Annotated in this window: 8 protein-coding genes; 5 read left to right on the top strand and 3 right to left on the bottom strand. The window is 57.4% G+C overall.

Features of this window, described 5'->3' with window-relative positions:
• The first annotated feature begins 93 nt into the window (after nt 1-93).
• From nanA to nanQ, 4 genes are all read left to right on the top strand, one after another.
• A complete protein-coding gene (gene nanA, locus SK47_RS19365) occupies nt 94-987 on the top strand; it encodes an N-acetylneuraminate lyase (protein WP_022651923.1) in 894 nt (297 codons plus the stop codon).
• 112 nt (nt 988-1,099) lie between these two features.
• Nucleotides 1,100-2,590, top strand: coding sequence for an MFS transporter (locus SK47_RS19360; protein WP_022651922.1), 1,491 nt, complete (start codon nt 1,100-1,102; stop codon nt 2,588-2,590).
• A 46-nt stretch (nt 2,591-2,636) separates the two neighbouring features.
• Nucleotides 2,637-3,506, top strand: a complete 870-nt coding sequence (locus SK47_RS19355; RefSeq protein ID WP_032645685.1) for an N-acetylmannosamine kinase — start codon at nt 2,637-2,639, stop codon at nt 3,504-3,506.
• Nucleotides 3,503-3,970, top strand: a complete 468-nt coding sequence (nanQ, locus tag SK47_RS19350; RefSeq protein ID WP_032660510.1) for an N-acetylneuraminate anomerase — start codon at nt 3,503-3,505, stop codon at nt 3,968-3,970. Before SK47_RS19355 ends, nanQ begins: the two co-directional genes overlap by 4 nt.
• Nucleotides 3,971-4,004: 34 nt before the next feature.
• Here the strand turns inward: nanQ and gltD are convergent, their stop codons facing one another.
• Both gltD and gltB read right to left on the bottom strand, forming a co-directional pair.
• Nucleotides 4,005-5,423 carry a glutamate synthase subunit GltD gene (gene gltD, locus SK47_RS19345; protein ID WP_017382721.1) on the bottom strand — a complete coding sequence of 473 codons (1,419 nt, stop codon included), beginning with the start codon at nt 5,421-5,423 and terminating at the stop codon, nt 4,005-4,007.
• 9 nt (nt 5,424-5,432) lie between these two features.
• Entirely contained in the window at nt 5,433-9,893 is a 4,461-nt protein-coding gene (gltB, locus tag SK47_RS19340; protein WP_048244942.1) for a glutamate synthase large subunit, read from the bottom strand.
• Nucleotides 9,894-10,580: 687 nt separating this feature from the next.
• Here gltB and SK47_RS19335 point away from each other — a divergent pair.
• Nucleotides 10,581-11,522, top strand: a complete 942-nt coding sequence (locus tag SK47_RS19335) for a tRNA modification radical SAM protein MnmL/YtqA (RefSeq protein WP_057979951.1) — start codon at nt 10,581-10,583, stop codon at nt 11,520-11,522.
• Here SK47_RS19335 and SK47_RS19330 read toward each other — a convergent pair.
• Nucleotides 11,502-13,004: a helicase HerA-like C-terminal domain-containing protein gene (locus SK47_RS19330; RefSeq protein WP_048209676.1), complete on the bottom strand. Its 1,503-nt coding sequence runs from the start codon at nt 13,002-13,004 to the stop codon at nt 11,502-11,504. The genes SK47_RS19335 and SK47_RS19330 overlap by 21 nt on opposite strands.
• Nucleotides 13,005-13,128 lie beyond the last annotated feature (124 nt).

The raw sequence follows: 13,128 nt of genomic DNA, 5'->3' as shown, positions 1-13,128 counted from the left end.
AAGCGTTCTGTATTCCACTGCTGCTTAATTGATATGGTATAACAGGTATAAAGGTATGTCGTTATAACAAACCCACGATCGATTGAGGTAACTATGGCAACGCAATTACGCGGCGTAATGGCCGCACTCCTGACCCCGTTTAACTCTGAGCAGATGCTGGATAAAGAAAGCCTGCGCCGTCTGGTGCAGTTCAATATTGAACAAGGTATCGATGGGCTGTACGTCGGCGGTTCAACGGGAGAGGCCTTTGTACAGAGCCTTTCGGAACGAGAGCAGGTGATGGAGATTGTGGCGGAAGAGGCGAAAGGGAAAATCACGCTCATCGCCCATGTTGGCTGCGTCAGCACGGCGGAAAGCCAGCAGTTAGCCATGGCCGCCGCCCGCGTCGGTTTTGACGCTGTATCCGCCGTCACACCGTTTTACTATCCCTTTAGCTTTGAAGAACATTGTGACCACTACCGTGCAATTATTGACTCCGCTGACGGTTTACCGATGGTGGTTTACAACATCCCGGCGCTGAGCGGCGTTAAGTTAACGCTGGATCAGATCAACACGCTGGTGACGCTGCCTGGCGTCGGCGCGCTGAAGCAAACCTCCGGCGATCTCTTCCAGATGGAGCAGATCCGTCGCGCGCACCCGGATCTGGTGCTCTACAACGGTTATGACGAGATCTTCGCCTCCGGCCTGCTGGCCGGCGCGGACGGGGGGATCGGCAGCACCTACAACATTATGGGCTGGCGTTACCAGGCGATCGCTAAAGCGGTTCGTGAAGGGGATAACGCCACCGCACAGCGCCTGCAAAGCGAATGCAACAAGGTGATCGATCTGCTTATTAAAGCCGGGGTGTTCCGTGGTCTGAAAACGGTTCTGCACTATATGGACGTGGTATCCGTGCCGCTGTGCCGTAAGCCGTTTGCCCCTGTGGATGAAAAATTCGTGCCTGAGCTGAAAGCGCTGGCGGAGCAGCTAATGGCGGAAAAACGCTAACGCATAGCCGGGGGCGCTTCGCCTTATCCGGCCTACAAAAACATGCTACGTAGGCCGGATAAGGCGCAGCCGCCATCCGGCAAAACGACAGAGAAATCGTCGGGAGAGTGAAATGAGTAAGTCTACCCAAAGCATCCCGTGGTACCGCCATCTTACCCGTCCTCAGTGGCGCGCCTTCTCCGCCGCCTGGCTGGGATATCTGCTTGATGGCTTCGATTTTGTATTGATAGCCTTAGTCCTGACAGAAATAAAAAGTGAGTTTGCCCTGACAACAGTGGAAGCGGCGAGCCTGATTTCGGCGGCCTTTATATCGCGCTGGTTCGGCGGCCTGCTGCTGGGCGCCATGGGCGACCGCTATGGCCGCAAGCTGGCGATGATCACCAGCATCGTGCTCTTTTCCTGCGGTACGCTGGCCTGCGGTTTTGCGCCGGGTTACGTCACCCTGTTTATCGCCCGCATGGTGATAGGCATGGGGATGGCGGGGGAATATGGCTCCAGCGCAACCTATGTGATTGAAAGCTGGCCAAAGCACCTGCGCAACAAGGCGAGTGGTTTTCTGATTTCCGGTTTCTCCGTCGGCGCCGTGGTTGCGGCCCAGGTCTACAGCCTTGTCGTGCCCGTCTGGGGCTGGCGGGCGCTGTTCTTTATCGGCATTCTGCCCATCGTCTTTGCCCTGTGGCTGCGGAAAAATATTCCGGAAGCTGAGGACTGGAAAGCGAAGCACGAAGGCAAAGCCCCGGTGCGCACCATGGTTGATATTCTGTATCGCGGCAAATACCGCGTCATCAATATGGCGATGACGCTGTTTGCCGGTACGGCGCTGTGGTTCTGTTTTGCAGGCGAACTCAACAACGCGGGGCTGGTCGTTATTCTCGGCCTGCTGTGCGCCATCGTCTTTATCAGCTTTATGGTGCAAAGCAGCGGCAAACGCTGGCCGACGGGCGTCACGTTGATGGTTGTCGTGCTCTTCGCCTTTCTCTACTCCTGGCCGATTCAGGCGCTATTACCCACTTATCTGAAAACCGACCTGGCCTATGATCCGTCAACGGTGGCGAAGGTGCTGTTCTTTAGCGGCTTCGGCGCGGCGGTAGGCTGCTGCGTGGGTGGTTTTCTCGGTGACTGGCTTGGCACCCGCAAGGCCTATGTCTGTAGCCTGTTGGCCTCACAGCTCCTGATTGTTCCCGTCTTTGCGATTGGCGGCGCCAATGTCTGGGTGTTGGGCTTGTTACTCTTTTTCCAGCAGATGCTGGGGCAGGGGATCTCCGGGATCTTACCCAAACTCATCGGCGGCTATTTCGATACCGACCAGCGTGCGGCGGGTCTGGGTTTTACCTACAACGTTGGCGCGTTGGGCGGCGCGATTGCCCCGGTGATTGGCGCGCTGCTGTCGCAGGATATGGCGCTGGGCACGGCCCTGGGGTCGCTCTCCTTTGGCCTGACGTTTGTGGTGATCTTGCTTATTGGTCTGGATATGCCCTCCCGCGTTCAGCGCTGGATCAGGCCAGAAGCCCTGCGTACGCATGATGCTATTGACGGTAAACCGCTGAGTGGCGCACTCCCTTTTGGTGCCAGTAAAAGCGGTCTGATCAAACACAAAGGATAAGCTGATGTCATTGCTAAACCAGAAGACAGCAGCGCGAGGCGGTGAAATGACAACCCTGGCTATTGATATTGGCGGCACCAAACTCGCGGCTGCGTGCGTGGAGGGGCAGACCATTACTGCCCGTCGCGAGTGTCAGACGCCTGCCAGCCAGACGCCGGAGGCGTTGCAGGCTGCGCTACAAACGCTGATTGCACCCTTTACGGCGCAGGCAACGCGGGTCGCGGTGGCATCAACCGGGATCATTCACAACGGTATTTTGACCTCCATTAATCCGTCTAATCTGGGCGGGCTGGCGGAATTTCCACTGGTGGAATTTCTCTCGGGAATAACCGATCTGCCGGTGATGGCGATCAACGACGCGCAGGCCGCCGCCTGGGCTGAGTTCTGCGCCTTGCCGGATGATGACGATATGGTCTTTCTGACCGTCTCAACCGGTGTCGGTGGTGGCGTGGTCCTCAATCGAACACTGCAAACGGGCAGCGGCGGTCTGGCTGGACATCTGGGTCACACGCTGGCCGATCCCGCCGGTCCGCGTTGTGGCTGCGGGCGAAGAGGGTGCGTTGAGGCTATCGCCTCGGGGCGCGGCATCGCTGCTCAGGCAGAAGGCGTATTGTCCGGGCTGGATTCGAAAGCGATATTCAGCCTTGCAGCGCAAGGTAATCCACAGGCACAGGCGCTGATTGCGCGTTCAGCGCAGACGCTGGCGCGTCTTATTGCCGATGTCAAAGCCGTGACTGATTGCCAGATTGTAGTTATTGGAGGCAGCGTGGGGCTGGCAGAGGGGTATCTGGGGCTCGTGGAGGCGTATCTGTCGCGGGAGCCCGCCGTCTATCAGGCCGCACTTCGGCCTGCACACTATCGCCACGATGCCGGGCTGTTAGGTGCGGCGTTGTTAGCACATGGAGACGCGTTATGATGCTGGGAGAGTTGCAGTCGCTGGCGACATCTGGCCTGACCGGGGTTCTGATCAATGCCCTCACGCTGGCCGTGGCGGCACGGCCAGAAGAGAAACGCCCTGGTCATTATGAACTCCAGGGCACGGATATCTTTATGAACGTGATGCAGTTTGCCACGCAAGAGCCGAAGCAGAAAAAGGCGGAACTGCACGCACAGTATATTGATATTCAGCTTCTGCTCGCTGGAGAAGAACGCATCTTTTTTGGGGTTATGGGGTCCGCGCGGGCGTGTGAAGAAATGCATAGCGCAGAAGATTATCAGCTTTGTCGCCACATCAATGATGAACAATCCATTGTATTAAAGCCTGGTATGTTCGTGGTCTTTATGCCGAGTGAGCCGCATAAGCCGGGATGTCTTGTTGAATCGGAGGGGGAAATTAAAAAAGCCGTGGTAAAAGTCCGGGCCAGCCTGTTAACCGCATAAAAAAGCCGGATGGGATGTCCATCCGGCTTGTCTCTTACACTTCGAGGAAGTTCATGATCCCATCAGCCGCTTTACGGCCTTCGGCAATCGCCGTGACCACCAGGTCAGAGCCACGAACGATGTCGCCACCGGCGAAGATTTTCGGGTTGCTGGTCTGGAACGCGTTGTCGCTGCCTTCTGGCGCAATGATGCGGCCCTGAGAGTCCAGCTCTACGCTGTGCTTCGCCAGCCACTCCATGCTGTGAGGACGGAAACCAAACGCCATCACCACGGCGTCAGCCGGGATCACGTGTTCAGAACCGGCCACGATCTCCGCGCGACGACGGCCTTTCGCATCTGGCGCACCCATCTCCGTGCGCGCCATCTTCACGCCGCTCACTTTACCGTTGGCATTCACTTCAATACCCAGAGGCTGAATGTTGAACTGGAACTCGACGCCCTCTTCACGCGCGTTTTTCACTTCGCGTTTAGAACCCGGCATGTTCTCTTCGTCACGACGGTAGGCACAGATGACATGCGCCGCATTCTGACGAATGGAGGTACGCACGCAGTCCATCGCGGTATCACCGCCGCCCAGCACCACCACGCGTTTGCCTTCCATACTGACGAACGGCTCATCGGCGGTCTCGCCGTAGCCCATTAGCTGTTTGGTATTCGCAATCAGGAACGGCAGCGCGTCGTACACGCCTGGCGCATCTTCGTTCTCCAGACCACCGCGCATGGACTGATAGGTTCCCACGCCCAGGAACACGGCGTCGTAATCTTTCAGCAGGTCGTCGAGCTGTACGTCGCGGCCCACTTCGGTGTTGAGTTTGAACTCAATGCCCATGCCGGTGAAGATTTCGCGGCGGCGGGTCATGACCTCTTTCTCCAGCTTGAAGGCCGGGATACCGAAGGTCAGCAGGCCGCCAATCTCTGGGTGGCGATCGAAGACCACCGCCTTCACGCCGTTACGGGTCAGCACGTCCGCACAGGCCAGGCCTGCCGGGCCCGCGCCGATAATCGCCACGCGCTTGTCGGTTTGACGCACACCGGTCATATCCGGACGCCAGCCCATCTCGAACGCTTTATCGTTGATATAGCGTTCGATGTTGCCGATGGTCACCGCGCCAAACTCGTCGTTCAGCGTACAGGATCCTTCACACAGACGATCCTGAGGGCACACGCGGCCGCACACTTCCGGCAGGGTGTTGGTCTGATGAGACAGCTCGGCGGCTTCAAAAATACGCCCTTCGTTGGCCAGCTTCAGCCAGTTCGGGATGTAGTTATGGACCGGACACTTCCATTCGCAGTAAGGGTTACCGCAGGACAGGCAGCGGTCTGCCTGTGCTTTGGCCTGGCCTTCTGAAAACGGCTCATAGATTTCAACAAATTCAATTTTACGGATCTTCAGCGGTTTCTTTGGCGGATCAACACGCTGAAGGTCGATAAACTGGTAAACGTTCTGGCTCATCTGAATTCCTTACTGCGCCTGCACGCGCAGCTCTGCTGCGCTACGACTACGGTGACCCAACAGGGCTTTAACATCGCTGGACTTCGGCTTAACCAGCGCGAATTTCGCAGAGAACGCCGGCCAGTTGGCCAGGATCTCTTCGCCGCGCGAAGAACCGGTATGCTGCACGTGTTCGGTAATTAAGCCGCGCAGGTGTTCTTCGTGGATGGCCAGAGTATCAACGTCCAGCACTTCCACCAGCTCAGGGTTCACGCGTTTGCGGAACTCACCGTCTTCATCCAGGACGTAGGCAAAACCGCCCGTCATGCCCGCGCCAAAGTTCACGCCGGTTTTACCCAGGACGCACACAATTCCGCCCGTCATGTATTCACAGCCGTTATCGCCGATGCCTTCCACCACGGTGATGGCGCCGGAGTTACGCACCGCAAAACGCTCGCCCGCACGGCCCGCGGCAAACAGACGACCGCCGGTTGCACCGTACAGACAGGTATTGCCAATGATGCTTGCTTCATGGCTGCGGAAGGCTGAACCAACCGGAGGACGCACCGCCAGCAGACCGCCCGCCATGCCTTTTCCGACGTAGTCGTTGGCATCACCGGTCAGGTATAACTCAACGCCACCCGCGTTCCACACGCCGAAGCTCTGACCCGCGGTACCGCTGAAATGCGCGGTAATCGGATCCGACGCCAGACCCTGATCACCGTGCGTTTGCGCGATGTAACCGGAGAGAGACGCACCCACGGAACGGTCGGTGTTGCGGATATCAAACCAGAACGTTTTGCTCTGCTTCTCATCCACATACGGCTTCGCCTGTTGCAGCAGCTGTGCGTTCAGCACGCCGTTATCGAACGGCGGGTTGTTCTCGGTACAGTAAACCGCTTTGCCAGGATGCGGCTGAGCGGTTTCCAGCAGCTTGGACAGCTCCAGCTTCTGCTGCTTGGCCGTGAAGCCCTCAAGCTCTTTCAGCAGGTCGGTACGGCCAATCAGATCCACCAGACGCTTCACGCCCAGCTGCGCCATCAGCTCGCGGGTTTCACGGGCGATGAAGTCAAAGTAGTTAGTCACTTTGAACGGCAGGCCGTGATAGTGGTTCTTACGCAGCTTTTCGTCCTGGGTAGCAACGCCCGTTGCACAGTTGTTCAGGTGGCAAATACGCAGGTATTTACAGCCGAGCGCAACCATTGGGCCGGTACCAAAGCCGAAGCTTTCCGCTCCCAGAATCGCCGCTTTGATGATGTCGAGGCCGGTTTTCAGCCCACCGTCCACCTGCAAACGGATCTTGTGACGCAGGCCGTTAGCGACCAGCGCCTGCTGGGTTTCCACCAGGCCGAGCTCCCACGGACAGCCCGCATATTTCACGGAGGAGAGCGGGCTTGCGCCGGTGCCGCCGTCGTAACCGGCGATGGTGATCAGATCCGCATAGGCTTTCGCCACGCCGGTGGCAATGGTGCCAACGCCCGGTTCGGAAACCAGCTTCACGGAGATCATCGCTTTCGGGTTGACCTGTTTCAGGTCGAAAATCAGCTGCGCCAGATCCTCGATAGAGTAAATATCGTGGTGCGGCGGCGGGGAGATCAGCGTCACGCCTGGCACCGAGTAGCGAAGCTTAGCGATGTACGGGGTGACTTTATCACCCGGCAGTTGACCGCCTTCACCCGGTTTTGCCCCCTGAGCGACCTTAATCTGGATCACGTCGGCGTTAACCAGGTACGCAGGCGTTACGCCAAAGCGACCGGACGCCACCTGCTTGATACGGGACACTTTGTTGGTGCCGTAGCGGGCCGGATCTTCACCGCCTTCGCCGGAGTTGGAGTTGCCGCCGATGCTGTTCATGGCTTCCGCCAGCGCTTCGTGGGCTTCCGGGCTCAGCGCGCCGATGGACATCGCCGCGGTATCGAAGCGTTTGAACAGCTCAGACGCGGGTTCAACCTCGGCAATGCTGACCGCTTCCTCACCCGGATTGAGGGCAATGAGATCGCGCAGCGTCGCCGCGGGACGGTTGTTCACCAGCTCAGCATACTGCTGATAATCGCTGTACTCGCCGCTCTGCACCGCCTGTTGCAGCGTGCGCACTACGTCCGGGTTATAAGCGTGATACTCACCCCCGTGGACATATTTCAGCAGGCCGCCCTGTTCCAGCGGCTTACGTGCCAGCCAGGCGCGTTTCGACAGGTTAACCAGATCCTGCTGGAAGTCAGCAAAACCAGCGCCACCGATACGGCTGACCACGCCCTGGAAGCAGAGGTTGGCGACCTCGTTATGCAGGCCGACCGCTTCAAACAGCTTCGAGCAGCGGTAAGAGGCGATGGTCGAGATGCCCATTTTGGACATGATCTTGTACAGACCTTTGTTGATGCCGTTACGGTAGTTCAGCATCACAGCACGGTAGTCTTTGTCGATCGCGCGGGTATCTACCAGGCGTGCCAGCGTTTCGTAGGCCAGGTACGGATAAATCGCCGTGGCGCCAAAGCCTAACAGCACCGCAAAGTGGTGCGGGTCGCGCGCGCTCGCGGTTTCAACGATGATGTTGGCATCGCAGCGCAGGCTCTTGTCCACCAGACGCGTCTGGATAGCCCCCACCGCCATGGGGGCAGGCACCGGCAGACGGTTTTTCGCGATGTTGCGGTCAGACAGCACCAGCAGAACGGTGCCGTTACGTACCATCTGCTCGGCTTTGTCGCACAGCGCGTTCACCGTCTCTTCGAGGCTCTTTTCGGTCACGTCGAAGGTGATATCGAGCGTGTCGGCGCGATAGTGCTCCTCGGTCATGGTGGTGAGCTGTTTGAAATCGGAGTACAACAGGATCGGTGATTTAAAGGTCAGACGGTGCGCCTGGCCTTCGGCTTCACAGAATACGTTCATCTCACGGCCGATGCTGGTGGCCAGCGACATGACGTGGGCTTCGCGCAGCGGGTCTATTGGCGGGTTAGTGACCTGCGCAAACTGCTGACGGAAATAGTCGTAAATAATGCGTGGCTGGCTGGAAAGCACGGCAAACGGGGTATCGTCACCCATTGAGCCGACCGCTTCCTGGCCGTTTTCGCCGAGAACGCGAATAACCGAGTCCAGTTCTTCCGCGCTGTAGTTAAACTGCTTCTGGAAGCTCGCGAGGGTGTCATCGTCCAGCTCGCGGCTGCCCACTTCTTCGTCCGACAGATCTTCAAACGGCACCAGACGACGCACGTTTTTCTCCATCCACTCTTTGTACGGATGGCGGCTCTTCAGATCGTTGTCGGTTTCGGCGGAATGCAGAATACGCCCACCGCGGGTGTCGATCACCATCAGCTCGCCCGGACCGACGCGGCCTTTTTCGACCACTTCGTCAGGCTGGTAATCCCAGATGCCGACTTCAGAGGCGCAGGTGATGAGCTTGTCTTTGGTGATAACGTAGCGCGCCGGACGCAGACCGTTACGGTCCAGGTTACAGGCGGCAAAACGACCGTCGGACATCACGATGCCCGCCGGGCCGTCCCACGGCTCCATGTGCATGGAGTTAAAGTCGAAGAACGCGCGCAGCTCAGGGTCCATATCCGGGTTGTTCTGCCAGGCCGGTGGCACGAGCAGACGCATGGCGCGCACGATATCCATCCCGCCCGCCAGCAGCAGCTCCAGCATGTTATCCATGGAGCTGGAGTCCGAGCCGGTTTCGTTGACGAACGGTGCGGCATCGTGCAGGTCCGGGATCAGCGGGGTCTGGAACTTATAGGTACGGGCGCGGGCCCACTGGCGGTTGCCGGTAATGGTGTTGATCTCACCGTTGTGCGCCAGGTAGCGGAACGGCTGAGCCAGCGGCCAGCGTGGAACGGTGTTGGTGGAGAAGCGCTGGTGGAACAGGCAAATGGCCGATTCCAGACGCAGGTCCGCCAGGTCCAGGTAGAAGCGCGGCAGGTCAGCCGGCATACACAGACCTTTATAGATGTTCACCAGGTTAGAGAGGCTACAGACGTAGAACTCTTTATCGTCCTGAAGACGTTTTTCAATGCGGCGGCGTGCGATAAACAGACGGCGTTCCATATCACGCGGACGCCAGCCCGCAGGCGCGTTGACGAAAATCTGTTCAATACGAGGCAGCGAGGAGAGGGCGATTTCACCGAGCACCCCTTCGTTGGTTGGCACATCGCGCCAGCCGACAATCGACAGGGTTTCACGCTGAAGTTCTTCTTCAACGATGCGGCGTGACGCGGCACCTTTTTCTGGATCCTGATTCAGGAACAGCATACCGACAGCGTAGTTTTTGGCTAAACGCCAGCCGCGCTCTTCCGCCACGATGCGGAAGAAACGATCCGGTTTTTGCAGCAGCAGGCCGCAACCGTCGCCGGTTTTACCATCGGCAAGGATGGCGCCACGGTGCTGCATACGGGCCAGTGCGTGAATAGCAGTACGCACTACCTTGTGGCTAGGTTCGCCTTCTATGTGGGCGATCAGGCCGAAACCACAGTTATCCTTCTCAAGGGATTTATCGTACAACATATCAGTGAACCTCCCCAGGCTCGTCGGGCTTCCCACTGAACTTTACCGTGGCGCACAGGCACAGAAAGAGCATGGCGACGGGGTTTGCGTTTCATACGCGGACCTCGCATTCGCCCTCTTTTTCATCCTTTCGCGCAGGTAAACAAGTTTGAGGACTTGCTTCAGAGGGAATCTCAATTACTGCATAAATATGATGAGCAGGCCGCTCATCCAGAAAGCTTCCAGCGGATTTCCAACTTATCGGGAATTGGTACACAGGTCAAATGGCAATCTTATTTATACAAAAATGTGCTAAAGAGAGTTTATCTACCTGTATTTTAAGGTTATTTAACTAATTTTACATTGATTGATTGCCCTGAAAGAGCGCAGCGGAGTGTGATCTGACTCACTATATGAAAGCGGTATTATCCATGTAGCGTGCTGAATAGCGGTTTTATAGCAGAACAATAATCTGGCATTGGCCGCAATCCCGCATAAACACACTGTTTTTCAGTGATGGCGCTATAAATGAAAAAAACAATCAGAACATAAGGAAAAGTAATCACATGCGGCGTGAATGAAATTGCAGTAATCCTGAGTATTTATTCATATAGATAAAGGCCGTCCAGGGCGATTGATCCAGGTCATCGCCGACAGAGGCTAAAAATGGCAGGCTTGTCCCCTTTCTTCGGGACGGTCTATCAGATTATGCAGTTACAGAAATTAGTCAATATGTTTGGTGGGGATCTTTTGCAGCGCTACGGACAAAAGGTTCACAAACTGACGCTGCACGGCGGCTTTAGCTGCCCGAACCGCGATGGCACCATCGGGCGTGGTGGCTGCACCTTCTGTAACGTGGCCTCGTTTGCTGACGAGGCCCAGCAGCATAAATCTATCGCTGAACAGCTCGCCCATCAGGCGAGTCTGGTGAACCGCGCGAAGCAGTATCTGGCCTATTTCCAGGCCTATACCAGCACGTGGGCGGAGGTGCAGGTGCTGCGCTCGATGTATCAGCAGGCGGTTGCTCAAGCGAACATTGTCGGGCTGTGCGTGGGGACGCGTCCGGACTGCGTGCCGGACGCCGTGCTGGATTTACTTAGCGAGTACAAAGAGAAGGGCTACGAGATCTGGCTGGAGCTGGGCTTGCAGACCGCGCATGACAAAACCCTGCACCGTATCAATCGCGGGCATGATTTCGCCTGCTATCAGCGCACCACGCGTCTCGCCCGCGAGCGTGGATTAAAAGTCTGCTCGCATCTGATTGTCGGCTTGCCGGGAGAAGGGCAGCAGCACGGGCTGGAAACGCTGGAAAAAGTCGTTGAGACCGGCGTGGATGGCATTAAGCTGCATCCGCTGCATATCGTGAAGGGCAGCATAATGGCGAAAGCCTGGGAAGCGGGGCGGTTATGTGGTATCGAACTCGACGACTATACGGTGACTGCGGGGGAAATGATTCGCCATACGCCGCCGGAGATTGTTTACCACCGCATCTCGGCAAGCGCCCGCCGTCCAACGCTTCTGGCACCGCTATGGTGTGAGAACCGCTGGACGGGGATGCTGGAAATCAACCGCTATCTACAGGAGAACGGCGTACAGGGGTCGGCGCTTGGCCGCCCGTGGGTTCCCCCGCTACCGGCGACGGCCGCCTAGCAGACTTCCCAGCATGCCGCGTACTATCTGGTTGGTAATCTGACGCGTCGCGCTTTTTGCCATGGTCTGAACCACGCCATCGCGTTTGCCACCGCGTGGCCCGGTGCTGCCGAACAGAATATCTTTCAGCCCGCCGAGAATGCCGTCGTCCACGGCAACAGATTGCCCTTTTGCGGCAGGCGCATCCTGCGATTCGGCAGTCGCCTGCACCCCTTTTTGCAGCATCTCGAACGCCGATTCGCGATCCACCTCGTCTTCATACTTTCCGTACACCGGGGAGTGGTTAATCAGGCCGTTGCGTTCATCGTCCGTTACCGGACCCATGCGCGAGCAGGGCGCAATCACCATCGCGCGCTCGACAACTGTCGGGCTGCCTTTTGCATCGAGGAACGAAATCAGCGCTTCACCGGTGCCCAGCGCCTGAATGGCGGTTTCGGTATCAAAGGCCGGATTGACACGCATGGTTTGCGCCGCGGCTTTCACCGCTTTCTGATCTTTCGGCGTAAAGGCGCGCAGGGCGTGCTGCACGCGGTTACCTAACTGCCCCAGTACGTTGTCCGGAATATCCGACGGGTTTTGCGACACAAACCAGACCCCGACGCCTTTGGAGCGGATCAGGCGGATAACCTGTTCAATTTTATCCAGCAGCACCTGCGGCGCGTCGTTAAACAACAGGTGCGCTTCGTCAAAGAAGAACACCAGTTTGGGTTTTTCCAGATCGCCTGCTTCCGGCAGTTGTTCGTACAGTTCAGAGAGCATCCACAGCAGGCTGGCGGCGTAAAGCTTCGGCATCTGGTAGAGCTTCTCTGCGCTCAGAATGTTGATGATGCCTTTGCCGCTGCTGTCGGTACGCATCCAGTCTTTGATATCCAGCATTGGCTCGCCGAAGAAGTGTTCGGCGCCCTGTTGCTCCAGCGTCAGGAGCCCGCGCTGAATGGCGCCCACTGAGGCGCTGCTAATATTGCCGTACTGGTTTTGGAAGGATTTGGCGTTATCGCCAATGTACTGGGTGATGGCGCGCAGATCTTTGAAGTCGAGCAGCAGTAGCCCCTGATCGTCGGCGATACGGAAGATAATGTTCAGTACCCCGGACTGCACGTCGTTGAGGTTAAGCAGACGAGCCAGCAGCAGCGGGCCGAGGTCGGAGACGGTGGCACGCACCGGATGCCCTTTTTCGCCGAAGATATCCCAGACCACCACCGGATTACCGTGCGGCGTCCAGTCCGTGATACCGATATTTTTCAGGCGCTCAAGCAGTTTTTCTGACGCTGCACCTTCCTGAGCCACCCCAGTTAAATCGCCCTTCACGTCAGCCATAAAAACCGGCACGCCAGTCTCTGAAAACGACTCAGCCAGCTTTTGCAGGGTAACGGTTTTTCCCGTCCCGGTCGCGCCGGTGATCAGGCCATGACGGTTCGCCATCGCGGGCAGTAAAAACAGCTCTTTTTCCAGCGTCCTGGCGATTAACAATGGTGTACTCATGATGCACGTCCTCTCGTAGTCCTGGGTGGAGTATAGGCAACCTGACGGCAAAATGTCTGCGTAAATTCCTCACTTTGCGGCGCATTATCCAGTGCGGACTATGCTTTTGCATACGGTAAACAAA

The organism is Enterobacter sp. BWH52 (genome assembly GCF_001037565.1).
GTDB lineage: Bacteria > Pseudomonadota > Gammaproteobacteria > Enterobacterales > Enterobacteriaceae > Enterobacter > Enterobacter hormaechei_C.
This window is presented reverse-complemented; position numbering and strand designations above follow the sequence as displayed.

Excerpts from the sequence above, each read along its gene's own strand:
- nanQ (WP_032660510.1), top strand. The coding sequence starts at position 3,503 with ATGATGCTGGGAGAGTTGCAGTCGCTGGCGACATCTGGCCTGACCGGG.
- SK47_RS19360 (WP_022651922.1), top strand. The coding sequence starts at position 1,100 with ATGAGTAAGTCTACCCAAAGCATCCCGTGGTACCGCCATCTTACCCGT.
- gltB (WP_048244942.1), bottom strand. The coding sequence starts at position 9,893 with ATGTTGTACGATAAATCCCTTGAGAAGGATAACTGTGGTTTCGGCCTG.
- gltD (WP_017382721.1), bottom strand. The coding sequence starts at position 5,423 with ATGAGCCAGAACGTTTACCAGTTTATCGACCTTCAGCGTGTTGATCCG.
- SK47_RS19355 (WP_032645685.1), top strand. The coding sequence starts at position 2,637 with ATGACAACCCTGGCTATTGATATTGGCGGCACCAAACTCGCGGCTGCG.
- SK47_RS19330 (WP_048209676.1), bottom strand. The coding sequence starts at position 13,004 with ATGAGTACACCATTGTTAATCGCCAGGACGCTGGAAAAAGAGCTGTTT.
- SK47_RS19335 (WP_057979951.1), top strand. The coding sequence starts at position 10,581 with ATGCAGTTACAGAAATTAGTCAATATGTTTGGTGGGGATCTTTTGCAG.
- nanA (WP_022651923.1), top strand. The coding sequence starts at position 94 with ATGGCAACGCAATTACGCGGCGTAATGGCCGCACTCCTGACCCCGTTT.